Source organism: Halobacillus halophilus (assembly GCF_020171985.1).
Taxonomy (GTDB): Bacteria; Bacillota; Bacilli; order Bacillales; family Halobacillaceae; genus Halobacillus; species Halobacillus halophilus_A.
The window spans coordinates 1-23,226 of sequence record NZ_JAIVAL010000017.1 but is presented as its reverse complement, the minus strand read 5'-3'; the positions used below and the strand labels follow the sequence as shown (position 1 = coordinate 23,226).

Annotated in this window: 23 protein-coding genes; 12 read left to right on the top strand and 11 right to left on the bottom strand. The window is 41.4% G+C overall.

Going from position 1 to position 23,226, the window contains the following annotated elements:
• Positions 1-95: 95 nt before the first annotated feature.
• Positions 96-758, bottom strand: coding sequence for a DUF4396 domain-containing protein (locus LCM11_RS19610; protein ID WP_224895933.1), 663 nt, complete (start codon positions 756-758; stop codon positions 96-98).
• Positions 759-1,029: 271 nt separating this feature from the next.
• Between LCM11_RS19610 and LCM11_RS19605 the strand changes: the two genes are divergently transcribed.
• From LCM11_RS19605 to LCM11_RS19585, 5 genes are all read left to right on the top strand, one after another.
• Positions 1,030-1,482, top strand: a complete 453-nt coding sequence (locus tag LCM11_RS19605; protein WP_224895932.1) for a MarR family winged helix-turn-helix transcriptional regulator — start codon at positions 1,030-1,032, stop codon at positions 1,480-1,482.
• A complete protein-coding gene (locus LCM11_RS19600; RefSeq protein ID WP_224895931.1) occupies positions 1,479-2,861 on the top strand; it encodes an MATE family efflux transporter in 1,383 nt (460 codons plus the stop codon). Before LCM11_RS19605 ends, LCM11_RS19600 begins: the two co-directional genes overlap by 4 nt.
• A gap of 1,166 nt (positions 2,862-4,027) precedes the next feature.
• Positions 4,028-4,699 (top strand): hypothetical protein, encoded by a 672-nt coding sequence (locus tag LCM11_RS19595; protein ID WP_224895930.1) that lies wholly within the window; start codon positions 4,028-4,030, stop codon positions 4,697-4,699.
• A gap of 23 nt (positions 4,700-4,722) precedes the next feature.
• A complete protein-coding gene (locus LCM11_RS19590; protein ID WP_224895929.1) occupies positions 4,723-6,030 on the top strand; it encodes an efflux RND transporter periplasmic adaptor subunit in 1,308 nt (435 codons plus the stop codon).
• Positions 6,031-6,165: 135 nt separating this feature from the next.
• Positions 6,166-7,164, top strand: a complete 999-nt coding sequence (locus LCM11_RS19585; RefSeq protein WP_224895928.1) for an LLM class flavin-dependent oxidoreductase — start codon at positions 6,166-6,168, stop codon at positions 7,162-7,164.
• A gap of 167 nt (positions 7,165-7,331) precedes the next feature.
• Here the strand turns inward: LCM11_RS19585 and LCM11_RS19580 are convergent, their stop codons facing one another.
• Complete coding sequence (locus LCM11_RS19580) at positions 7,332-7,586, bottom strand: DUF2164 domain-containing protein (protein WP_224895927.1); 255 nt, start codon at positions 7,584-7,586, stop codon at positions 7,332-7,334.
• A gap of 111 nt (positions 7,587-7,697) precedes the next feature.
• Positions 7,698-8,288: a class I SAM-dependent methyltransferase gene (locus LCM11_RS19575; protein ID WP_224895926.1), complete on the bottom strand. Its 591-nt coding sequence runs from the start codon at positions 8,286-8,288 to the stop codon at positions 7,698-7,700.
• Positions 8,289-8,454: 166 nt separating this feature from the next.
• Between LCM11_RS19575 and LCM11_RS19570 the strand changes: the two genes are divergently transcribed.
• Genes LCM11_RS19570 through LCM11_RS19550 form a run of 5 tightly spaced genes read left to right on the top strand, consistent with a single transcriptional unit; the run spans position 8,455 to position 12,928 of the window.
• Positions 8,455-9,693, top strand: a complete 1,239-nt coding sequence (locus LCM11_RS19570) for an ABC transporter substrate-binding protein (RefSeq protein ID WP_224895925.1) — start codon at positions 8,455-8,457, stop codon at positions 9,691-9,693.
• Positions 9,674-10,534 carry an ABC transporter permease gene (locus tag LCM11_RS19565; protein ID WP_224895924.1) on the top strand — a complete coding sequence of 287 codons (861 nt, stop codon included), beginning with the start codon at positions 9,674-9,676 and terminating at the stop codon, positions 10,532-10,534. Before LCM11_RS19570 ends, LCM11_RS19565 begins: the two co-directional genes overlap by 20 nt.
• The gene (locus LCM11_RS19560; RefSeq protein WP_224895923.1) at positions 10,531-11,331 is read left to right on the top strand and encodes an ABC transporter permease; all 801 of its coding nucleotides are present in this window, start codon (positions 10,531-10,533) and stop codon (positions 11,329-11,331) included. The genes LCM11_RS19565 and LCM11_RS19560 overlap by 4 nt, the downstream gene beginning before the upstream one ends.
• A complete protein-coding gene (locus LCM11_RS19555; protein WP_224895922.1) occupies positions 11,328-12,287 on the top strand; it encodes an ABC transporter ATP-binding protein in 960 nt (319 codons plus the stop codon). The genes LCM11_RS19560 and LCM11_RS19555 overlap by 4 nt, the downstream gene beginning before the upstream one ends.
• A complete protein-coding gene (locus LCM11_RS19550) occupies positions 12,284-12,928 on the top strand; it encodes a TVP38/TMEM64 family protein (protein WP_224895921.1) in 645 nt (214 codons plus the stop codon). The genes LCM11_RS19555 and LCM11_RS19550 overlap by 4 nt, the downstream gene beginning before the upstream one ends.
• A 28-nt stretch (positions 12,929-12,956) precedes the next feature.
• Here LCM11_RS19550 and LCM11_RS19545 read toward each other — a convergent pair whose 3' ends face one another.
• The 6 genes from LCM11_RS19545 to LCM11_RS19520 all read right to left on the bottom strand — a co-directional run bounded on the left by LCM11_RS19545 (position 12,957) and on the right by LCM11_RS19520 (position 19,107).
• Complete coding sequence (locus LCM11_RS19545; RefSeq protein ID WP_224895920.1) at positions 12,957-14,039, bottom strand: FAD-dependent oxidoreductase; 1,083 nt, start codon at positions 14,037-14,039, stop codon at positions 12,957-12,959.
• A 57-nt stretch (positions 14,040-14,096) separates the two neighbouring features.
• Positions 14,097-14,450, bottom strand: coding sequence for a thioredoxin family protein (locus tag LCM11_RS19540; protein WP_224895919.1), 354 nt, complete (start codon positions 14,448-14,450; stop codon positions 14,097-14,099).
• Between the two features lie 38 nt (positions 14,451-14,488).
• Positions 14,489-15,304: a DUF368 domain-containing protein gene (locus LCM11_RS19535; protein WP_224895918.1), complete on the bottom strand. Its 816-nt coding sequence runs from the start codon at positions 15,302-15,304 to the stop codon at positions 14,489-14,491.
• 155 nt (positions 15,305-15,459) lie between these two features.
• Entirely contained in the window at positions 15,460-16,980 is a 1,521-nt protein-coding gene (locus LCM11_RS19530; RefSeq protein WP_224895917.1) for a BCCT family transporter, read from the bottom strand.
• 158 nt (positions 16,981-17,138) lie between these two features.
• The gene (locus tag LCM11_RS19525) at positions 17,139-18,461 is read right to left on the bottom strand and encodes a DUF2254 domain-containing protein (protein ID WP_224895916.1); all 1,323 of its coding nucleotides are present in this window, start codon (positions 18,459-18,461) and stop codon (positions 17,139-17,141) included.
• A 76-nt stretch (positions 18,462-18,537) separates the two neighbouring features.
• Positions 18,538-19,107 carry a nucleotidyltransferase domain-containing protein gene (locus LCM11_RS19520; RefSeq protein ID WP_224895915.1) on the bottom strand — a complete coding sequence of 190 codons (570 nt, stop codon included), beginning with the start codon at positions 19,105-19,107 and terminating at the stop codon, positions 18,538-18,540.
• A gap of 113 nt (positions 19,108-19,220) precedes the next feature.
• Here LCM11_RS19520 and LCM11_RS19515 point away from each other — a divergent pair, with 113 nt between their 5' ends.
• Both LCM11_RS19515 and LCM11_RS19510 read left to right on the top strand, forming a co-directional pair.
• Entirely contained in the window at positions 19,221-19,781 is a 561-nt protein-coding gene (locus LCM11_RS19515; RefSeq protein WP_224895914.1) for a GNAT family N-acetyltransferase, read from the top strand.
• 133 nt (positions 19,782-19,914) lie between these two features.
• On the top strand, positions 19,915-21,426 hold the full coding sequence (locus LCM11_RS19510) for a BCCT family transporter (protein ID WP_224895913.1): 1,512 nt from the start codon (positions 19,915-19,917) through the stop codon (positions 21,424-21,426).
• Positions 21,427-21,484: 58 nt separating this feature from the next.
• Here the strand turns inward: LCM11_RS19510 and LCM11_RS19505 are convergent, their stop codons facing one another.
• Together LCM11_RS19505 and LCM11_RS19500 are read right to left on the bottom strand one after the other, a co-directional pair.
• On the bottom strand, positions 21,485-21,655 hold the full coding sequence (locus LCM11_RS19505; protein WP_224895912.1) for a hypothetical protein: 171 nt from the start codon (positions 21,653-21,655) through the stop codon (positions 21,485-21,487).
• Positions 21,656-21,676: 21 nt separating this feature from the next.
• Positions 21,677-22,693 (bottom strand): AimR family lysis-lysogeny pheromone receptor, encoded by a 1,017-nt coding sequence (locus LCM11_RS19500; protein WP_224895911.1) that lies wholly within the window; start codon positions 22,691-22,693, stop codon positions 21,677-21,679.
• Between the last annotated feature and the right edge of the window lie 533 nt (positions 22,694-23,226).

Genomic DNA, 23,226 nt, shown 5'->3' with positions numbered 1-23,226 from the left:
ACAAAAAGACTGTCGAGAAAGACTCGACAGTCATAGGAGGACTGTGGCTCCTCCCTTTTGGATGTGGAATTTACGGCCGCAATGTTATCAACATCTTACATGGCCTCTTTAATCCCTTTCTTCACAAGCCAACGGTTGGCTGGATAGCTTGTAAGGAAACCAAGAATCATAGCGATCTGCATCATAAACCAATAAGTTACGTCAGAAGGTTTGGGAGGCTCTGTGAATAATACAAAATGAACAATAGCCATCCAACCGAACATTCCGATTTCAAAAGCGAGCAGTGAAAGTGTATCTGCCTTCACCGCTTCTTTTATAGCGCTTGTAGCTCCGGCTTTTTTATTCATAGGATAAATTGCGAAAAATTGAAATATAATACCGAAGATATACGCAAGAATGAATTCAACGATATAATGTGCGAATAATACCGAACCTGCTATTGCTATGCCTGTCAGCGCTACAAATGGAACGCCGACCGCGTCACCCAGGGTACAGCCTGCTGAGCAGTGACTGGTAGATGTAAACACTTGAGCTCCACTGCCTCGGTTGTCTTCCCGGTCTATATCCTTCGCTTTAATACGTCCCCATTTAAAGTAAGTCCAAATAGCTATCGGACCAAGAAACCATCCATTGATTGGCCATACCACATTCATGATTGCCATCTGCTGAGGGTGGCGTGTTACATCAATAATAATAACCAGTGATGAAACTAGGCCGATAGCGAGCGCTGTAATTGAAATAATTGTTAAAGTGTCCATCGAAGTTCCTCCTTTATAAAAACCATTACCCCCCTTCCCTATTTCCATAAACATTCGACTTGAAAATATTTAGCCCACTAAATATAACTGCATGGATGATAAAAATCTTTCACACGGCATCTATTACTATAAAGAACTGTATAAACTGTTTAATAATCTGTTTTTCATTCAATTTCCATGTATATTCACCTATAGTCAAAGTTCCCTGAATCAAATATATTTACTTCAATAATAAATTCGATTACACTAATTTTATTAGGGGGCTAAACAAATGAAACAAGACTTCAGCGACTCATTAGGATACAACATTCATATGGTCTCGCACTTTATGCAAAATGTTTATAACGAAAAGCTTGGGGAGTACGATCTTACTCATTCTCAAGCGAGAGTGATCTATTTCCTGGCTACTTGCGGTCAACAATCACAAACTGCTTTACAAAAAAAACTATATATTAAAGCTTCCTCCATGAATGGAGTCATTGAATCCCTGCTTAAGCATGGAAGAATTGAGAAACAAACAAGTCCGAATGACAAACGTTCTAATTTAATCACTTTAACGAATCAAGGTCGCGAACTGCATAGCACTATTCAGGAAATTATCCGAAAGATTGAACTTCAGGCCACAGAAGGTCTTTCTGAAGAAGAACAGACAATTATGGTTACATGGCTTAAAAAAGTCCAGAAGAATATGAAACCCTCTGTAGGAAGGAGTGAACAACAATGAAAGAACAGAGTCAGCGTTTAGGCACTCAGCCAATACCAAAGCTTCTTGCTAACTTGTCCATCCCTGCCATGATCGGGATGTTTGTTATGGCTTTATACAACGTTGTTGATACCCTGTTTATTGCAAGAGGAGTCGGGATCCTAGGGGTATCTGGCGTGAGTATTGGTTTCCCAGTCATGATGATTATGATGGCAGTTGCAGCCGCTGTAGGAATCGGGGGAGCCTCCGTTATTTCAAGAAGACTTGGGGAGAGCAAGCCGGAAGAAGCTAACCAAGTATTTGGTAATGTCTTATTCACCATACTCGTTATCAGTGTATTTGGTTTTATCAGTGCTTTCACTATTATGGAGCCGCTGCTTAAACTCTTTGGAGCTACAGAAAACATTCTGCCATACGCTAAGGATTATCTGTATCCCATTCTGCTGGGTACATTATTCTTTTCCTTTGCTTTTACAACCAACAATATAATCAGATCCGAAGGTAATTCACGCTTTGCTATGATCACCATGATCATACCTGCTGTGTTAAATATCATTCTTGATCCAATTTTTATCTTCGGACTGGATATGGGGGTTAAAGGAGCTTCAATCGCTACTGTAATCTCACAGGGAACGGTAAGTTTGGTGGTACTTTACTATTTCCTTAGCGGTAAATCATCCCTAAAGATTAAGGTCCCTTTTTTACGGCCTCACCTGAAAGTTCTTAAAGAAGTTATCACCATCGGAATGCCCGCTTTCATTCGTCAAGTATCTGGGAGCGGAATGATGATTGCCATCAACTTTATGCTTATTAAATTTGGGGGAGAATTTGAAGTAGGTGTGTTCGGCATCGTCCAGAAGCTATCCATGTTTACAATTATGCCGATGATTGGTGTCCTGCAGGGCATGCAGCCTATTATTGGATATAATTACGGTGCTAACAACTATGATCGATTGAAAGAGACCATTCTCCTCGGCATGAAAGTTGTTACCTTAATATCTTTTGGGATCTTTGCCATTATGATGATCTTCCCAGAGGGACTCATGCATATCTTTACGGGAGATACTTCTACGATTGAAACCGGGGCTTATGCGATACGAATTATGTTTGCCCTCGCTATGCTGATTGGTGTTCAAGTAGTCAGCGGCGGGCTTTACCAGGCACTTGGGATGGCAAAACCTGCGATGATCTTGTCCATGGCCAGGCAGGTATTATTCTTAATTCCGCTCGTATTAATTCTTCCATATTCCTTTGGTGTTTCCGGTGTATGGCTTGCCTTTCCATTAGCTGATCTGATGGCTTTCCTGCTTTCTATTCTCTTTCTATATAAAGATAGGGATTTATTCTTTAAGTCAAAGAAAGAGAAGCCACCTTATGAAACCGCCCCGACATCTTTGTAATGGAAAACACGACGTCCAAGAACGTCGTGTTTTTTTAATAAGGCTCTTTAACAGTTTATGTTGATTTTTCAATAGAGGCTTATTAAGCAAACGGGCCGGTTTGTTGAAGGCTCAGTTTCGAGATATTGTGTGGAGAAAGGGGCTCCAGGGAACGGCTCGCTTTCCGGCCCTGCACGACACAGGGTCGTTCGACGTTGCCACAGGACGTGGCGATCTTAGTCGAACTTCTTATATGTGCTGAGCTTCCTCGGGCTTAACAGCCCTGCGGGATCTCACCGATCATGTTCATCCCGCAGGAGTCTTCACCGTTCCCTTCCGCCCCTTTACGATTATGGGGAGCACGAACCTTTACGTAATGGCCTTCATATGAGGAAGAATAACCTATATGATTAACGCTAAATACGGAGTCTATCAAAGGTATAAGCGGCGCTATAGAAGCGTTTAAGACGATTAAAGCTTCCTGCTTTTTCTACTGCCAGGGTCCGTTCATGTGAAATGGCTGGGGTGGCGGAGGAAACGACGAGACTCCCGCGGGAGAAGGAGCTAGGCAAGACCCCGCAGGGAGTGAAACGAGCGAGGAGACTCCTTGGAAAAGGAGGATCGACTAAAGTCGCCACGTCCTGTGGCAACGTCGATCGACCCTACATCTTGTAGGGCCGCAGGAAAGCGAGTTGTTTCCGCAGCCATCCCTTCTCTATATTAAGTAACGGACCCGATTTATCTCGAAATCAAGTCTTCAACAAACGGGAGCTTTACCTTAATATCTACATGGAGGATTAAACAGAGCTTTATGATTATGTAAAATCCTAATCATTTCCCGATGATTTATCATACAAGCTCCTGATTGGTGCTAAGACTCAGTTTAATGGGGCGTACGATGTTTCGTGCTGCAGAGCTGCAGCGAATCGTTCTACTCAGAACCACCACCGTAAACCTGTAGGTCAAAATTAAGGCTTTCAGATTTCGTTCCGATAATTTAATAATCTTTATATAACAAATTAAACACTAACTTCTACTAGAATCACGATCATATCCACCCTACCTTTAAATTAAGAGAGGTGACAAATTGTTATTTTTTCCAATGATTCCAATTATCATATAGCAAGGTGTGACAAATTCAGTTAAAATAAGTACAGAATAGACAAAAAAGATAAAGGATGGACCGAATGACTTATTCAGTAAACTTGATTAAACTGTTTATTCGCCGCGAAGACCATCTATTCAAATTGAGGGAAGCGGAACGAATTAAAAACGTTTGGAAACTATTATTCTTATTACTAGGTTTAACCGTATTGACCTATGTCTGGACATCCTGGATGGGCCTTGGAACCGATCCTCTATCAGATGAGATGACCACCTTAAACAGAGTGGAATATGAATTCCGAAAAGCCTGGTTCTTAATCGGCCGTGTAGCATTTGGAATTCTATTATATGTCTTCATCTTATTTATCTCTTCTTTCTTTTTCTGGTTATTTAATCATGTAACTTATAAGAAGCTATTGATTATCCAAATGAATGTCCTGTTGATTATGCTTCTTGAGCGTGTACTTTGGATCCCGCTAATGGTTTATTTCGGACTTGACTGGTATGTTTCACCTTTTTCATTTGGAATTATCACTTCCTACATAACCAATATTGATTGGATCATTTATTTACTTGGCTCTGTATCCATCTTTCAATTGTTCATCATTTGGTATCAGGTGACGTGCATCTCGAGCATTTCCCCCACCAAAAAAAGGTGGATATGGACAGGTGTTATCTTTTGGCACTTGCTTTTGTGGACCGGAACCGCAGCTCTATCCAACTATGACCTGTTTTTACACTATTTACTCAGGTAAGAAAGCAGAAGGTGTGAAGGTATATGAAAAATAAAAGATATAGTAAAAGAATTCTAGGCTTCTTAATAATTTCATTCATAGCAGCCAATGCTCTGCTTATTTACTTTGACGACGAGGAGCAGGTAGAACGCAAGTCCTATATTAAGGAATGGTCTGAGTCGACTACATCGGATTTGCAGAACACCCTGTCTTCTGAAGGGGTTTTTGCATCCGCTCAAACCACTCCTGTTTACTTCAACCAGGATTCCGGCGCTTTTCATGAGTTTGTTGCCAAAGAAGGTCAAACCGTTGAGGAAGGCGATGACCTATATTCTTATGAAGTAGAAGACTATGCTAGTAAGGAAGCGCAGCTTGAGAATAAACAAACCCGCTTAGAACAGGAAATAGCGGCTATTGAAAATTACATACAAGAACTTGAGAGCTACACAGTACCTGACCCTGAAAATGAGTTGACCACACCTGGCCGTACCAATCAGAACACGGAAGATAATTCAAATGTCGGGAATCTCAGCCCAGAGAGTCCCGCTAATGGAGAAACTGGTAATAGTGCCACAGAAGGATCCTATGCTGAAACAGAGTTTTTAAAAAAAGAAAAAATTGCCGAGCAAGAAACTGTCCTGGCTCAAAAAGAAGCTATGGCTGCCATGGTGGAAAGTCAACTTAATCAACTACGTGAGAATGGAGAGGTTATTACGGTCAGCAGTCCTTTTTCAGGAACCGTTACGGATACGTCAAATGATTTGGACAAACCCATTATGACCCTCTCTTCAACTGAACTGAACCTTAAAGGGGATTTAAAGGAAGAAGACCGCCCAGAGGTAAAACCGGAAATGCCGGTAACGATGTACGTTCCTGAACTGAACATGGAGCTTAATGGATCTCTCGCAGCCATTCAGGACCATCCGGAAGAGGTAGAAATCAACGAAAGCAGCAGGTACCCATACGAAGTCACGGTAGATGAAGTAGATGAGAAGGTTTTGCCTGGTTATCATGCAGAAGTAGATATTATAACAAAGCAAGTTGACGGGGTGGTTACCACTCTTGATGACGGACTCATTAAAGAGAAGAAATCCTACGTGTGGACGATGAATGAAGATGGAAAAATCGACCGGCAAGAAGTAGAAACAGGCCTTAAAGAAGATAACCTGATAGAAATACAAAAAGGTTTGGAAGCTGGTGAATGGGTAGCCTATCAGCCCAAAGACGAGTTTAGAAGGAAGTCCACCTTTTTTACTCCTCTCAAGTATCAGGACTTGGATGTTTCGCAAATATGGCATTCAGATCAGGAAAGTATTGTGAATTATGGATTGCTAGGTTTGCTAGCTCGTTAATTTGATCAGGTGAGCACCCTTCTCCCTTAAAGGAAAGGGTGCTTTCTAATGATGGATGATAATCCTATCCATTGCATAATGAGACGCTGCATGGCACGATATACATGATATTTTAAAGTAAAGGGGGACCTATAGATGAAATTAAGTGTATTAGATCAATCCCCCATATTATCCGGGATGACTTCTCAAGATGCACTAAAGCAAACAACAGAGCTGGCAGAATGGACAGACCGATTAGGTTACCACCGCTTCTGGGTAGCTGAACACCACAGTACGGAAAGCCTGGCGGGGTCATCACCTGCTATCTTAGCTGCTCACTTAGCAGCCCGCACTAACCGCATACGCATAGGAACAGGCGGTGTTCTGCTTCCTCATTACAGCGCCTATAAGGTTGCAGAGTCCTTTCGTGTGCTGGAAGCCTTACACCCGAACAGAATTGACCTCGGCGTAGGACGTGCGCCAGGCGGCATGCCAAACGTAAACTTAGCTTTAAACCGGGGCAGCTCACCTGATATTGAAGGGTACCCGGCTCAAATAGAAGAATTGATGGCCTATTTGCATGGGCAGGACCCTCGAGGAATGAATGTCTATGCTACTCCTAAAGGAGAAACCTCTCCCCCGATCTGGATGCTCGGGTCCAGCGGGACAAGTGCCCGGCTTGCTGCAGATTTAGGCGCATCGTATTCTTTTGCCCATTTTATTAATGGCCACGGAGGAACAAGAGTCGTGGATCGTTACAAGAAATACTTTTCCCCTTCCATGCAGCAAAGTGCTCCGGATGCGAATGTCTCGATTTTCGTCGTATGTGCAGAGACAGATGAACATGCCGAGTATTTAGCTTCGAGTCTTGATCTCGCTTTATTACAAATTGAACAGGGTGCGAGAAGATCCGGTTTTCCTACTCCTGACGAAGCCCTGCAACACTCTTATACTTTTTTTGAACAGGAAAGAATACAAGATAATCGCAGCCGTATGATTGTCGGTTCTCCTGATCGAGTAAAGCAAGAGATTGAGGAGTTAGCAGAGAGCTATCAAGTAAACGAAATTATTATTAATACGATCGTTTCCCCTTTTGAGGAACGACTCCGCTCATACGAACTATTAGCTGAAGCTTTTCAACTTCACAAAGAGTAAGTGTAAACACAGGAACTGGTATCTCATACCAAGTTCTTTTGTTTTATAATTCCCCTCTTTTCTATCCAGTTTTAGTTTTTTGCATCCCTTCCCTTATTATAAAGTGCTTTAAAACTTTATATGGAGAAAACCTCCGTCCTGATTAGGACGGAGGTTTCATTATGTAGCTAGCGTTTAGGACGCCCTGCCGGTCTTGTTAAGGACATCAAATCTTCATCTAAATTCATCACTTTTTGCTCAACCATCTGACGTGCATCCTGAACCCCTCTGTTATATATAAAGGGACCCAGCTCTTCGATCATTAATTGTAGAAGCTGGTCAGCTGCCAGATCACCGATCTCCTCGCCTCGTTCAAATTCAAAGTACTCCTGAATTTTGGCAATTACGTAATCTTTTTCTTCCTTTTTCAAAGATGGAAGCATTCAAATCAGTCCCCCTTTCTACTTAAAGCTTACCATAACCTTTTACGAAAATAAGCGTTAGATAACGTTTGTATCGTTACAGTTTTAGAAACCAAACTATCTACTACTATACTATTTCTTCATTCCGAGGGCACAGACGGTATCATTCGGAAATGTCGGCTTAATAAATACTTCAATTTGATCAAATCCTGCTTCTTCCAACAGTGCGCGAAGCTGTCCGCCCATCACTTCAGTCGTCTCATCACTTGTCCCACGTCCGTGCGGGGAAAGGGTTAAGGCTATTTTTCCTCCAGGCCTCAACAAGAAATGCAGATGATGTAACGTCTTTACAGGGGTCTCCCAAAATGAAATGTTGTTAATGGAATAGATTTTATCAAGGGGCTGATAGAAGTTTTCCAACATTTGAGCCTCCCCCTGCATCATACATATCTGTTCAGGTGCCTTCTCCTTTTTCAGCCTGCGAAGTGCTGTCTCCACCATTGACTCTGACGGATCAATACCGTATAAGGAAACCCCTTCTTTCTCCGCTATCTTTTTTAGAGCATCCGCTGGGCCAAATCCCACTTCCAATACCTTGTCATTCTTTTGGATATCAAGGAAAGACAACGTCCATTCATTTCTTGTCTCATTTTCTTTAACCATAAACCAGCCGGTCATTTTACCTATCCATCCTTCCGGCTTAGCAAACTGTTTATACAACATTCTGTCCCACTCCTTTTCATATTCTCTTGTCTCTTTTCCCTCCCTTCAGCTATCCTATGCGCTATTTATAAGTTATTTAGTTTCCTTAAGATGGATTTGTTTGTATGATAGATTACAGAAACCTTTTATAAAATAATGTAGGGTGCCGGAGATAAGGGGGATTCCAATGAGAAAAAAATGGCTTCTATTTAGTATCATTCTAATAGCGCTATTAGCCGCTTGCGGAAATACATCATCAAACGAAACTGCATTATCTGAAGTGACAGAAAAGCCCTGGTCAGATATAGAAAGTGCTGCAGATGGTACAACCGTGCGCTTGTTTATGTGGGGCGGCGATGAAGGGATCAACCAGTACATTGATGAATGGGCAGCTCCCCGTCTAAAAGAAAATTATAATATTGAGTTGGAGCGAGTTCCTATGGATACGGGTGAAATCCTGCAAAAGCTTCAAACTGAAAAGAAGGCTGGTAAGTCGGAAGGAACGATTGACATCATTTGGCTGAACGGTGAGAATTTTAAAAATGCTAAAGAAAACAGTCTGCTTGCTGGCTCTTTTGTAAATGCACTTCCTAACTTCCAAGAATATTACGATACTGATGATCCTGCTTTTCAGACGGATTTCGGTACATCAGCCGATGGAATGGAAGCTCCATGGGGTAAAGTACAATTTGTTTTTCATTACGACCAGTCCAAATTAGACACCCCACCTTCATCATTTGAAGAGCTGAAAAGCTGGGTCGAGCAGAATCCGGGTAAATTCACTTATCCAAACGCGGAAGACTTTACAGGAAACGCTTTTCTGAGACATGTCTTATACGCGAAAGCTGAAGAACCTTCTGCTATATATGAACAGTCTCTAGATGAAGAAAGAATAGCAGCAACAGCTGATCAGACCTGGAGTTATTTAGAAGAGATAGAATCTAATCTATGGCGGAAGGGTAAACACTATCCGAACACCTTAGCTGAGCTGGATCGGTTATACAGCCAAGGGGAAGTGTGGATGACGATGGGGTACAATGAAGCTCGCGCTGAGTCACTTATTGAAGAAGGAGTCTTCCCCGAAACCACGCGGTCTTTTATTATGGAGCCCGGTTCTATCGGAAATACACACTTCCTCTCAATTCCTTTTAACACTACTGAACCTGAGGGAGCTTTAACCGTTATCAATTTCATGCTTTCTCCAGAAGCCCAATTGGCTAAGCTAAAGCCGGATTATTGGGGAGAGAATACCCCCATCAGTCTGGATAAGCTTCCCGAAAATATGCGTAAAAAATTTAAAGCCGTAGAAAGAGGGGAGAGCGTACTAAGCCAGAAAAAGCTTGAGGAAAGCTTCCTTCCAGAATCAGAAGCAAGCTATGTAGAATGGATTAAGGATCAGTGGTTTAATGAAGTTGTTCAACAATAAGTCTGTCTACCTATTAATACCTGCCCTTTTATTTCTGACTCTTCCTCTATATGGGTTTTTTTCCGCCATTTTTCAGAGTCTGTCAGGGGGAGACAGATGGACATTTGAATATTATCTTGATTTATTGGAATCCACCCGCTTCCTTTCTTCGATTTGGTTCAGTATCCGAACAACCTTAATCGCAACGATTGTATCCTTGATTATCGGAGTCCTAATCACCCGGTCCTTTTATCCCTACTTGGAACATCACGTCCCGCGTCTTCTCGTGTGGCTTCCGATGCTGTTTCCTCATTTTGTTTGGGGCTATATGATTATCCTTCTGCTTTCGGAAACAGGACTAGCTGCCCAATTACTTGTAGAAGCAGGAGTGCTCCAGAACAGCAGCGCCTTCCCCATATGGACGAGGGATCCTCAGGGAATTGGTATTATCGTTACGTATGTATGGAAGGAAGTTCCTTTTGTAATTCTTATGCTTCTGCCGGTTTACGGCTCCATTAAACCAGGATACTACGACCTTGTGAAAACCCTTGGCGGGAGCAAGTTCAGACAGTTCACAGCAATCGAGTGGCCTGCTATATTTCCAGTATTAATCGAAACCGCATTGATTGTTTTCTCTTTCACAATTTCTGCCTATGAAGTTCCTGCTTTAATGGGAACGACTTTTCCAGAAATGATATCTGTACTCAGCTATGAATGGTTTTATGGCAGCGGATGGGAAGATCGCCCTATGTCTTTTGCAGCGATGGTCAGTCTAAGTCTGCTCATTCTTGCTTTTTCGGCTGCCGGGTTCTCTATCCTTCAGAAAAAGCGCTGGCGAGCTATGAGAGGACGATCCATATGAATATAAAGAAAATGACCTTCGTTATGCTAGCTCTTTTATTATTTATAATGCCCGTCCTCTTGCTTCTGTTACAGAGTGTCAGTTCTCCCTGGCGTTTCCAGTCTGGAGAATCATTTCATTTTCAAATTGAAAGTTTCCAGGTGCTATGGTCAGCTGCTAACCTTCTTGAAGCTACTCTCTGGTCGATTGTGGTCGGAGCCGGAGTGCTTATCCTGAATATGGCAGTGGGAATCGCTGCAGGAAAAGCGCTTTCTACACTTTCCTTTAAAGGAAAACCGCTGCTGGAAGCCTTGTTTCTGTCTCCCGTTTTAATTCCTGTGCTTGCGGTCGCTATGGGCCTTCATTTGTTCATGATTCAAGCAGGACTGGCTGATACCGCCCTTGGTGTTATCCTTATCCACCTGGTTCCGACCATTCCATACAGCATACGAATTTTTCACAATTCGTATGCTCAGCTAGGAAAGCACATGCTGGAACAGCCAGTGGTTCTTGGAGCCGGGCCGCTGCAGCAATTGTTCACTGTAGAACTTCCTTTAATGAAACCTGCGATCCGCAGTGTCACATTCTTAACAATCGTTATCAGTCTAAGTCAATATGCCATTACATCTATTATCGGGGGAGGCAGGATTGTTACCCTGCCCATGATTTTCTTTCCATTTCTTGATACAGCAAATACATCAGTCATGGCTGCATTTGCTGTATGGTTTGCTATGATTCCACTCGCAATGTATATCATTGTAGAAGCGTTCATTCTCCTTCTCCCCTATTCTAGAATGCCCTGGAGGAATACAAGATGAGCCACACACTGGACGTTCAGCATCTGAGTAAACAATTTAATCAAGATCTCATCCTGTCTGACCTTGCCTTTCAACTTAAAAGAGGAGAAATCCTCAGCATTGTAGGACCATCAGGAAGTGGAAAGACAACGTTATTGCGCATACTGGCTGGTTTGGAATCTCCTTCTCAAGGGAGTATTCATATGTATGGGAAAGAAATTACTTTCCAAAAAGCTAATCGACGGGACATCAGCCTTGTCTTTCAACAGCCTTTATTATTTCCGCATATGACCGTTCAGGAAAATATCACCTATGGAGCAAAACTGGCGGGCAAAAAGAATAACCACAAAATCTCTGAATTGCTTAAATCGACTGGATTAGATCGCTTCAAAAGTTACTTCCCCTCAGAAATTTCCGGGGGGCAGCAGCAACGGGTTGCTTTAGCTCGTGCTATGGCCACAGAGCCGGAAATCATATTATTTGATGAACCTTTCAGTAGTCTTGATCCTAAGCTGCGTCAACAGATCAGATACTGGGTAAGAGACTTTTTAGTTAATCAATCCATAACAGGAGTCTTCGTAACTCACGATACCGAGGAAGCGATGATTATGGGTGACCGGCTTGCGCTCTTTCATGAAGGGAAATTCCAGCAAATCGATCAGGCAGAAGTGATTCATAAGCACCCAGCTAATTCATTTGTTGCCGATTTTTTAGGAGGTCATTTGGTAATTGATGAACAAAACTATGTTCCACTAAAGGAATGCTCTCTCGATCCTATTAATGAACAAGAAGCACGCTCCTATAACGGCGTCCTCCAGCACATTACCTATCAGAACGGTCAGGCGGTCGGTCATATATTTTTAGAGGACCTGGATCATAAGATCTCTCTTCCTCTCGAAAAACCTATATCCGGTGAAGAAGTCACTCTATATATAAAAGAATCGAGCATCCGGACGTTTGGAGGCTCATCTTTATGAAGTGGAAAAGCCTCATACGTGCCCTCTTGTTTGTTATCGTTTTCCTTGTTATTGCCTGGTTTATACGGCAGCAATTTGATGTCACGGCGGATAGCATTCGCAGCTTCATTCTTTCTTTCGGTATTTATGGACCGCTTCTATTTATGGGTTTATACGCAATAGGTCCGATCGTGGTATTTCCAACATCTATTCTTTCACTAGCTGCTGCTTTTGCATACGGTTTATGGCCAGGCATGTTATATATTGTAATAGGTGCTACCGCTGCTGGTATTACGGGTTACGTAATGGGCCGGTTCTTTGGAGATTCGGTTTTGAAATTCCAAGAATCCAAATGGTCTGAAAAGATATATTACCGTATGAAGGAACGGGGTTTTCTGTATGTATTCGTTCTAAGGCTCATCCCTATTGTAGGATTTGACATCTTAAGTTACTTGGCGGGCGTTACACGCGTAAAGCTGCGATCCTTTATCATCGCCACCGTTTTTGGAATGCTTCCCGGAACGTTTGCTTATAGTTTAGTTGGTACTAGTCTGGCAAGTGGAGACCGCCAATTGATCTTCATCGCCTTGACTGTATTTGCTCTGATCTTCGCCCTGACTTTTCTATTCCGGAATAAAGTGAGAAGCTGGCTGAAAATATAGTAAATAAGCGCCTCCTTTATGGAGACGCTTATTTATATTTAGCCATGAAATCTCTGTCTATTTTATTTTTTAACTTCCAGGCCTGGTGGCTGTGATGACTCAGCGCACCATAGACCATAAATCCTTGCTGTTTTCCAGTTGATAAGATATAGAGGGCATTTTTTTGGGGATCATATTCCTGGAGGGATTGACCAGACAAGAATTGGCTCAAATTGTTCCATAACACTGGGCCCTGTTTAACAGCATAGACCCCACTTTTCTGAAGTTCAGGATACCCCGCTAAGGTTACGCAGTCCCCTGATCCAAAAATATATTCATAATCTTGAAATTGCAGAGTGTCCCGGACCAGCGCAAATCCTTTCTCATCTACTTCGACGCCCGACTGTTTAAAGATAGGCTCCGCAGAAGCTCCTCCCAGCCAAAGAACACTCGTATGCCGAATCTTATTACCGGAGTCCGTCACAATGTAATGATCGTGAATTTCCTCCACACTCTCATCCTCCCACACTTGGACTCCTTTTTTAGTAAGTAAAGATTTAAGCCGATGGGAAACTAATTTCGGAAATCCACTCATGACCTTCTCAGCAGTTACCAGCTTAACTTGTCCCGGAATTTGGTTCTTTTCTTTATAAGTTTGGAGCGAAAGAGCAAGTTCCGTTCCCGCAGCACCTCCACCTACAATTAAAGGATGAGTTGTATTACGAACTTCTTCAATTTGAGATATAAATTCATAATTAGGTTTGATGGTCCGAGCTACCGAATTTTCAAACTCCTGAGGTAAACTTCTGGAGCCAATATCAAAACTTACAACATCAAACGGATAGACGGAACCGTCATGGCAAATTACTTTTTTCTGTTTAGGTCGCAAACTGACCACGGTTTTTTCAATGAAATGGATACGTGCTTCTCTTGTAATCTTTTCCAATGAAACTCGTGTATCCTCAAGTGAGTATAGACCTTCTGTGAATCCCGAAAACATTCCAGAGTAATATTGGTACCTGGAGGAAGAAATCAGACACACCTCAACATTTACCCATGCTTCGCTTTTCAGTCTTCGAATCACCTCTAGATGCGCATGCCCTGCTCCTACTAATAACAATCGCTTTGACAATACAGGTTCCCCCTTTATACAAAACGTCCACATGGAATAACCATGTGGACGTTTACTTTAAAGACTTGTTTGCAAAAACTCTTCTACTTCTTCAGGGGTTTTTGCGTTTGCACTATGCAAATGCGCTATTTTTTCACCTTGTTTAAAAATCAACAAACTAGGAATACCCATAACCTCATACTTATCCGCAACTTCAGGAATTTCGTCACGATTAACGTCGTACCAGTGATACTGATTATATTCCTCTAAAACTTCTCCGATAAACATATCCATTCGACGACAATCCGGGCACCAGTCTGCCTGGAACTTAATAATAACCGGTTGCTCACTCTCGATTGTTTCGTTGAATTTCTCTATTGTATGAATTGATTCCATGCTCATCATTCTCCTTTTAAACAGATTCTTATCCATATGATAATCGGTAAGAATGCATTTGTCTTATGATTTGCTTATTTATATTCCACACGGCCCAGCAGCCATGCAGCCACAAGACCTCCAAAGAAGGTCAGGGCACTTACCAACCACAATGCTGCACTTTCCGGTACACCAGGAAAAATAACAAATACTGACCCAATAACTAAACCAATAATGAGGGCAAAAGTCCCTGAGGTGTAATTCTCCAAAAAGAATTTAACAATCTTACTCATAACCACAATACCAAATAGAATTCCTAATCCGACCACTGCTATAATATCAAATTTCAAATCTGATACTCCACCGACTACTGTTGAATAAACCCCAATAATCAACAAGATAAATGACCCACTTATACCCGGCAGGATCATGGCACTGCTCGCAATCCAGCCCGAAAAGAAAAGAAGGATATAGGTGGAAAGCGTTAAGTTCTGCATAGGTTCCGTTTCATTGGTCTGGAAGAATGCCATTGAAGCTACGAGTGCTGCACCGATAAGTAAGATGAAATAATGGTTCGCTTTAAATTTATGCTTCACATCCGCTTTATGTGTTAAGTACGGAAGAACCCCTATAATCAATCCCAGGAAGAAAAACTGAGTGGGACCAGGGTAATGTTCAAATAACCATTCTATTAATTTTGCCAACAGCAGAATAGACGTAACAACCCCAATTCCCAACGGCAGTAAGAATTTAAGATGTTTTTTCCATTCCTTTGTAAAGAAACCGTTGATCGCTTCAATTAGACGATCATAGATACCGAGGACTACCGCAATTGTGCCACCGCTTACGCCTGGGACTACGTCACTTGCTCCCATAAGCATACCACGGTAGATATTTCTCCATTCCCACATGTTCAATACTCCTTTTTAATAGTGTCACTTATTCTATCGTACTTGTCTATGATTTTATGATCCTTATTTAATGTATCCTAAAAATTGCCTTCAATCAATCATTCTTATAGCATAAATAAAGGACCGGATTTTACCCGGTCCTTTTATCCAATATTTTAGGCAGAGGTTTTTTCCTCAGATTCTCTGTGTTCTTTCTCTATGGAAGCTTTATCAGCACGAAGTGCTTTATAAAGCGAGAAAACCATGAGAATCATAATAAACGAGAATGGAAATGCTGCCGAGATTAAAGCATTTTGCAAGGCTTGTAAGCCGCCAGAATACAATAACACAGCTGCCATAGAGGATTGGATAATTCCCCAGGCAAATTTAACCATAGTCGGCGGTGTTAACGAGCCGTTCGTAGTCTGCATACCTAATACGAATGTTGCAGAATCGGCGGAGGTAATAAAGAAAGTTCCAATAAGGATCATCGCAATGATGGACATGATCAATCCTAATGGATAATTATCAAAAGCACCAAATAGCGTCTGTTCCGTAACTAATTCAGACAAGTCCGTTTCGCCGCCCTGCTGAACATTGATGGCAGAAGATCCAAAAGCAGAGAACCATAGAAATCCTATTACAGATGGCACTAACAGCACCCCGGATAGAAACTCTCTAATTGTACGTCCTTTGGACACACGGGCGATAAAAATACCGACAAACGGAGACCAGGCGATCCACCAGGCCCAGTAGAATACGGTCCAGTTGTTAATCCAAGTTCGGTTCTCTTCACTATTCGGAGCTAATCTAAAACTCATGGAAGGCAAGTTCTGCAAATAAGCTCCTATCGTATCCGTAAACATATTCATAATAAATAAGGTAGGACCTATTACCATCATCATTACTAACAGAAGTAAAGCTAAAATCATATTAGTATTACTCAAGTATTTAATCCCTTTACTAAGTCCAGTGTAAGCTGACATCATAAACAGGACCGTTACGATACCAATAATAATCAGCTGCACAGTAAACGAATCCTTAATAGGCGTAAGGAATGTCAGTCCACCATTAATTTGTGCTGCTCCGAATCCTAAAGTAGTAGCTACACCTACAATAGTTGCAAAAACCGCAACCACGTCAACCGCTTTCCCCCAGGGACCTTTCATCTTATCCCCAAATAGCGGCTCTAAAGTGGCACTTACGAGAGCGGGCGCTCCACGGCGGAATTTAAAATAGGCGAGTACTAAAGCAACAATCGCATAGATCCCCCAGGCATGAACTCCCCAGTGAAAATACACGAACTGCATGGCTTCGTTCAAAGCTTCAGGAGTGCCTGTTTCTGCAGTTGGAGCATTCTTTGAGTAAAAGTAAATCGGTTCTGCTGCCCCCCAGAAAACCAGACCGATCCCCATACCTGCGCTGAATAACATCGCAAACCATGTGGCATAGTTGTAATCCGGCTTATCAGAAGGTTTACCTAACTTAATTTTCCCATATGGACTGAAAATCATATAAATACAAAAAATGACAAAACCCGTAACGATTAATAAGTAATACCAGCCAAAATGTACAGAAATGAATGACTGTATCGAACCTGTAATGCTTTCCAGATTTTTAGGAGCAACAGCCCCCCAAATAACTGAAAATAAGGCGATGGCCAGAGTAATCCAAAATACCGACGTAACTTTTTTCATCATTTTCTCCTTTCCGGTGCTCAACTTTTTTTACATCAATAGATAATTGCGAGGAAATGGTAATTGTGGACTAGTTAACTGTTACCCCATCCTCAAAATTGTAAACAATTTGTCTAAAAACTGTAAAAAATGTCGACTTCCCGGAAAAATGTACCTATTTAATATGGGCGCGGGAACTGAACGGTTTTATTACAAGCTGATGCTAACTTCTGAGCCTGCTTATCAAAGTATTCAAAATCCAGCTGATCCATACTCTTTGTATCGACAGCTTTCATCATATATCGGCCAAACCTCCATACGTCCTCTTTAATCTTCTCATCATGCACCACAGAGATTTTATAGAGAGCTTCAATCACTCCGTTCATCACAGAGAAATCGTGACTCCCATAGATGCGCATCTGATAGAAGCTGGTGTACAGATAATCGTGAAATTTCCTTGGCTCTATCTTCAGCCTAAGATGATTATTATCATCAGCATAATAGCGGATCGGCTCATACACTGAACCTAATTCAGCAAGCAGCGAACCTATTCGATTAATACAGTTCACCGCTGTATGTGGATCATTAATACTAGGTGAGATGGCTTTGACGGCTATTTCAACGAGTTTCTGTATTGAAAATTCAATGTCCTGTATATCGGTACGCTCATTTCCTACTATAATATATTGCAGCGCTTCCTCCGGTTTAATTTCTTCTGAGGAATCCTCTTTCCAATAATAAAACAGAGGCATACCCTTTTGAATGTAATCTCCAATTAACGTGTTGGCTTCAATAAATAAATCATTTTTCACAGCCCACTGAATGAATAACCCCATCTGCATTCCTTGAAGATAACCCGATTCATTTGCAAAAATGACTCCTTGACTGTTCTGTTTCAAGCTTTCCAGCTCTTCTTCATCCCACTCTGTTGATTCATTATAGCTCTTTTCCTTAAACGTGTTAGCAATAACACTTGAAGTGGTCTGGCGGATATCACCAATTAAATTGTTCACTTGTAAAAAGCGGGAGGAATGGTGAATAAACAGGATGAAAAAACCTAAACAAATGATGGATACGACCACAGTTAAAAATGGACTGACCAGACCTTTTTTCTGGGTGCCTCCTAGTAATAATAAATTAACAAGTGCAAAGATAAACCCAAATGAATAGACCCCCAAAACGTGCTGGGTCACTCGGCTTTTCATAAAATCCTGTAATGTACGCGGTGAAAACTGAGTGGAATAAGTGGTCAGCACCACCATAATAGTCGAAAAACTAATGGTGGTCATCGTCAATATTGAGGTAATCAAAGACCCATACAGGGTCGTGGCCACACTTTTCTCCGTTAAAAATATTTTCGGCATACTTTCCTGAACTTGCGGAACGATCCATAAGTCCACAATACTTATTAAAATAACTGAAATGATAGATATTAGGCTGTAAAGAGTTGGAAGAAACCAGAAACTGTCCCGCACTTTTACCCAAATTTTCTCTCTGTTCATCAAATTCTTTCTCCCTTCCTGTTTAACTCACTTTCCCACCATATCATTTTAGTACGAGAAGTCTTAAGGATTTACTTTAAAATAATAATTTTTCTAACCAGACATGTTCAGGCTGGTGGTGCATCAGACTCTGCTTGATCCATTCCTTTTGACGTTCATTTAAGTGGGGGAATATAGAGTGAAAATCCTGGTGGTCCTTTTCACGGGTGTTCTTTGCTTTGTAAAGAAGGACAATTTCCGGATTTAAATAAGGAACTCCCTGTTCAGAGCGAAGATGCATATAACTAAGCGGAAATTTAATTTTATTGTCACGCCTAAAGTGCCAATAGTCCCCTTTCCTTTCATTTAATAAAACCTCTATATGTTCTCCAGAATGATTCGTTGCATGCATCTCGTGAATGGGGGCATCCAGCCAATCTTTCAAATTCCAATTTATTCCTTCCCCTTCTTTAATATACTCCATTTTCCAATTCTTGAAGTGTGTCTGGAGCATATACTGCTCCTCCCTTAATACAGCTACATCAAGATCTTCGTGCCCTCTTATTTCTTCGCCTATATGAAGGTCAATCGCCCATCCACCCGCGATCCACCAGTGACCCGGGTAGTCTTTCATGAACTTCTTTACTTGCACACATGATTCAAACACGATGAATACCTCCTTACCCTGAAATGGAAAGCTAGATAGAACCTACATAAAAAATTCAGTGTTTTTTGACAAATCCAATATTTAGTCGAATAATGAGGCATAGGAGGTGGGATATGTTAAAAGGACGCTTAGTAGATTTAAAGCCCGTGTCTCGCAAAGATTTGGAGAATCTTTACACATGGGCTAATGATGAGGCCCTTACTTTTCTTAGTTCAGGAAGTGAATCAGCTACCCAGAATAATAACCCTCTGGAAGCTCTCCAAGCCCAGTATGAAAAAAATCTGAATGCACACCATTTATGGGAACATGGAACTGTTTTTATTGTTTATTCAAAAGCAACGCAAGAACCTATCGGCAAATGTGATTATCGAAATTTGAATCCTGTTACAAGAGCCGCAGAGATTGGGCTCACCATTGGGGAACGCGATTACTGGGGCCGGGGATATGGAAAAGATATTATTTACACTTTGCTCAATCACCTTTTTTATACCCTTAATTTAGAAAGGGTACAACTCGATACCTGGAGCGGAAATCATCAAGCCCTCCAGTTATATGAAAAATCCGGATTTCAACTGGAGGGGCGTCTGCGTAGAAATGAATTCGTTCAAGGAAGCTACTATGACACCATTCTTATGGGAATATTGAAAAGCGAATTTGACTCCAGCTCACGTTAAAATAATACAGCTACTGTACATATCTCCTATTACATGTTTTTTTTGGGATTTTTAAGGGAATAAAATTATCAATATTATTTGATTTAATTCACTGATCTATTTATCAAAATCCATTTCCAGGAAGGGAGTCAGTATGAAAAATCCAGTATTTTTTATTTCGGCCACTGTGATTGCCGTATTAGTAGTCATAGGTGCCGTCAATCCTGAAGGTTTTGGCAGTGTAGCCAGCACTTTATTTGGTTTTACAACGAAAAATTTCGGTTGGTTTTACCTCATCTCTGTATTTGGCTTCGTTATCTTCTTAGGTGCGTTAGCCCTGAGTAAGTACGGGAAAATTAAAATCGGCCCGCCAGATTCTGAACCAGAGTATCCTTTCTTCACTTGGATCGGCATGCTTTTCTCAGCTGGATTTGGAGCAGGTTTAGTGTTTTGGGGCGTAGCTGAACCGATGAGTCACTTTTTCACAACTCCATTTAATACGCTTGAAGCACAGACTGAAGAAGCAGCTCGAATTTCTATGGGATATGCTTTTTTCCACTGGGGCATCAATCAGTGGTCTGTTTTTGCCATTGTCGGACTCTTAATCGGATTTTTACAGTTCAGGCAGAATAAGAGCGGTTTGATTTCCACCGCACTCGAACCAGTTCTGGGTAAGAATAAAGGGGTGAAGACCTTTATTGACTCGCTTGCCGTCATTGCCACGGTCATGGGTATCGCGACCTCACTCGGACTTGGGATTCTGCAAATGAATGGTGGTCTAAAAGCCGTATTCGGTGTGCCAAATAACACCATGATTCAACTGGCCATTACCGGCGTACTTCTCGTCCTTTATTTAGCTTCTTCCAGTACAGGATTAAATAAAGGGATTAAGTGGCTTAGTAACGTGAACCTTGGCTTATGTATGGTTTTACTAGCCTTTGTATTCATAGCAGGACCTACTGTATTTATACTTAATACCTTCACCCTAGGGCTTGGAGATTATATTACAAACTTCGTGGGTTACAGCCTGCGTCTCACTCCTTATGAAGATGGTGGAGGGGACTGGCTGAGAGAGTGGACCATCTTCTACTGGGCATGGGTAATTGCCTGGTCTCCATTCGTTGGAACTTTCGTCGCCCGTGTATCAAGAGGAAGATCCATCAGAGAATTCATCTTCGGCGTGCTGATCGTGCCGCCATTAATTGCCTGCTTGTGGATTGCTACTTTTGGAGGTACAGCCTTAAACAGCGATTTAAATAACGGAACAAACATAGCTGAGGCGGTTAACAATGACGTAACTTTAGCATTGTTTGAAACCTACCAGCATCTTCCCATGACGGGAATACTATCTATTTTATCCATCTTATTAATTGCAACATTTTTAATTACTTCAGCAGACTCCGCTACGTACATCCTGGCAAGTATGACGACTAATGGAAGCTTAACACCTCCGCTTATCATTAAAATTGTTTGGGGGGTTCTAATGGCAGCCATTGCTGGAGTTCTGCTGTTAGCAGGCGGGCTGAATGCCTTACAGACTGCTTCCCTTGTTTCTGCTTTACCATTTACCATAGTGATCATACTCTTTGTCTATGCATTTACGAAGATGATTAGAAAAGAAGAACCTGCTCAACAAAAAATTGAACAACACCGCAAGGCAAGATAATGAAAAAGCTGCCTCCCTTTCATAGGAGGCAGCTTTTTCAACTTTATTCAGACTATCTTTACCCCATACCTAAATCTCCTGGATCATGAGCCTTAAATTTGGCAAGAGTGACTTCCGAACTTTCTTCAGGTTTTTGATCTTCCTGATTATCAAATGCAAGAGATGCCGATCCCAAGGTACCTGCGGCCAACATTATACCTAAGAGAAATACAGTTAAACGTCTTTTCATTTTCTTCTACCTCCCCTTATTTTATAAACGCTTCAAATAGTGTTTGGGTAAAAGTGCAAAGAATTGATCTCCTAGCTCATGAATAAACCGATAATGGGCGTTTTCCAACAGATGAATATTCTTACTCGCTGCCCCCATGTAGCACTCTTGAAACGGAGTCCAAGTTTCCATATTTTTCAGAATGGTTCTAGCTTTATTAAATTCTTTGTCAGCTATGGCTAAATGAGCTGTTTCTACGGGGTCAGGCGTTGTTATTTCTTCTGTCTGAAGATGATAGGCAGCAATAAAAGGAATCGTATGGTTTTTAATAATAGCGGCCCATCGATTTAAACTATACTTTTCTGCAGCTTCAAATGCCTTCAAAGCTTGTTCCATGGCAGTGGGATAGTCGGTATATAAATTGCATAGGGCAAGATTGTGATAAACACGGCAGATTTTCTTAGGTGATAATTCTGTATTGGTAATTTTATAAGCATATTTCTTAGCAAGAAGCGGGTTATTCGTCTTCCAATAATGCTGGAATAATAATTCATGATACCTGATCCTCATATAGTAAAGAGTCAGAGGTTCGTTAACGGCACTAATAGCTTCATCGATTTGTTCCAGGTACTTGTCGAGTCCCGTATATTCTTTTAAATCATAATAATAATAAATAATTGTGAAAAGATGTAAGCAATGAAGTGATGGATGGAGGAATTTTTCTTTTTGTAAGGACTGTAGTTGCCCTATTGAAGGTTTGCTATTCAGTCGGTTTAATAGCAGTCTATATAAATAAACAAGACGGGAGTCCAAGTTATGGTTTTGAAGGAGTTTATCCATCTCCTTAAAAAAATCATTCATATAAAGAAATTCCAGATATGCGATTTGATCCTCCAAATACTTAGGCGGATGAGTCAAGCAGTATCGGCTTGCCTGAAAAGTGGCTTCTTGTTTGGACTGTTTTTTTAATAAGGGGATATATGTTTCATACAAGGATGAGGTATAGTTTAATTGTAATTGATGCAATGGACTAGGTTCAATAACCTGATAACTGACCATCCAGCTTCATCCCTTTCGCATTACCTATTATTCATTTTATTGTATTTTATTGGTAAAGTCTAGCAATCTATCAGATTATTTTGTAAATTTAAGGTAAATATTAAGTCATTTTTCAATTTTTATTAAAAATATCTTAAATTAACTAAAATATTAAGTTTATATACCAGAGAAAAATACCGCTGAAAATGGCTCATTAGCATGAGGGGCGAGCTGGGGAAGTAAGGTCAATGCTCCTATTCCAAATGTAATTCCAACGACTTGGTGTCCTGTGGCCATCATGATGTTTCAAGTCCTTTCTACCTTTCGTGGATTGACTATTAAACCACCTTGCTGCTTTAACAGTAAAGCTCCCGTTTGTTGAAGACTTGATTTCGAGATAAATCGGGTCCGTTACTTAATATAGAGAAGGGATGACTGCGGAAACAACTCGCTTTCCTGCGGGGGAACTGGCAAGTCTCCTCGCTCGTTTCACTCCCTGCGGGGTCTCGCCTAGCTCCTTCTCCCGCGGGAGTCTCGTCGTTTCCTCCGCCACC

Bases quoted from the DNA above. Each gene is read 5' to 3' on its own strand.
- LCM11_RS19610 (WP_224895933.1), bottom strand. From the start codon at position 758: ATGGACACTTTAACAATTATTTCAATTACAGCGCTCGCTATCGGCCTA.
- LCM11_RS19605 (WP_224895932.1), top strand. From the start codon at position 1,030: ATGAAACAAGACTTCAGCGACTCATTAGGATACAACATTCATATGGTC.
- LCM11_RS19600 (WP_224895931.1), top strand. From the start codon at position 1,479: ATGAAAGAACAGAGTCAGCGTTTAGGCACTCAGCCAATACCAAAGCTT.
- LCM11_RS19595 (WP_224895930.1), top strand. From the start codon at position 4,028: ATGACTTATTCAGTAAACTTGATTAAACTGTTTATTCGCCGCGAAGAC.
- LCM11_RS19590 (WP_224895929.1), top strand. From the start codon at position 4,723: ATGAAAAATAAAAGATATAGTAAAAGAATTCTAGGCTTCTTAATAATT.
- LCM11_RS19585 (WP_224895928.1), top strand. From the start codon at position 6,166: ATGAAATTAAGTGTATTAGATCAATCCCCCATATTATCCGGGATGACT.
- LCM11_RS19580 (WP_224895927.1), bottom strand. From the start codon at position 7,586: ATGCTTCCATCTTTGAAAAAGGAAGAAAAAGATTACGTAATTGCCAAA.
- LCM11_RS19575 (WP_224895926.1), bottom strand. From the start codon at position 8,288: ATGTTGTATAAACAGTTTGCTAAGCCGGAAGGATGGATAGGTAAAATG.
- LCM11_RS19570 (WP_224895925.1), top strand. From the start codon at position 8,455: ATGAGAAAAAAATGGCTTCTATTTAGTATCATTCTAATAGCGCTATTA.
- LCM11_RS19565 (WP_224895924.1), top strand. From the start codon at position 9,674: ATGAAGTTGTTCAACAATAAGTCTGTCTACCTATTAATACCTGCCCTT.
- LCM11_RS19560 (WP_224895923.1), top strand. From the start codon at position 10,531: ATGAATATAAAGAAAATGACCTTCGTTATGCTAGCTCTTTTATTATTT.
- LCM11_RS19555 (WP_224895922.1), top strand. From the start codon at position 11,328: ATGAGCCACACACTGGACGTTCAGCATCTGAGTAAACAATTTAATCAA.
- LCM11_RS19550 (WP_224895921.1), top strand. From the start codon at position 12,284: ATGAAGTGGAAAAGCCTCATACGTGCCCTCTTGTTTGTTATCGTTTTC.
- LCM11_RS19540 (WP_224895919.1), bottom strand. From the start codon at position 14,450: ATGGATAAGAATCTGTTTAAAAGGAGAATGATGAGCATGGAATCAATT.
- LCM11_RS19535 (WP_224895918.1), bottom strand. From the start codon at position 15,304: ATGTGGGAATGGAGAAATATCTACCGTGGTATGCTTATGGGAGCAAGT.
- LCM11_RS19530 (WP_224895917.1), bottom strand. From the start codon at position 16,980: ATGAAAAAAGTTACGTCGGTATTTTGGATTACTCTGGCCATCGCCTTA.
- LCM11_RS19525 (WP_224895916.1), bottom strand. From the start codon at position 18,461: ATGAACAGAGAGAAAATTTGGGTAAAAGTGCGGGACAGTTTCTGGTTT.
- LCM11_RS19515 (WP_224895914.1), top strand. From the start codon at position 19,221: ATGTTAAAAGGACGCTTAGTAGATTTAAAGCCCGTGTCTCGCAAAGAT.
- LCM11_RS19510 (WP_224895913.1), top strand. From the start codon at position 19,915: ATGAAAAATCCAGTATTTTTTATTTCGGCCACTGTGATTGCCGTATTA.
- LCM11_RS19505 (WP_224895912.1), bottom strand. From the start codon at position 21,655: ATGAAAAGACGTTTAACTGTATTTCTCTTAGGTATAATGTTGGCCGCA.
- LCM11_RS19500 (WP_224895911.1), bottom strand. From the start codon at position 22,693: ATGGTCAGTTATCAGGTTATTGAACCTAGTCCATTGCATCAATTACAA.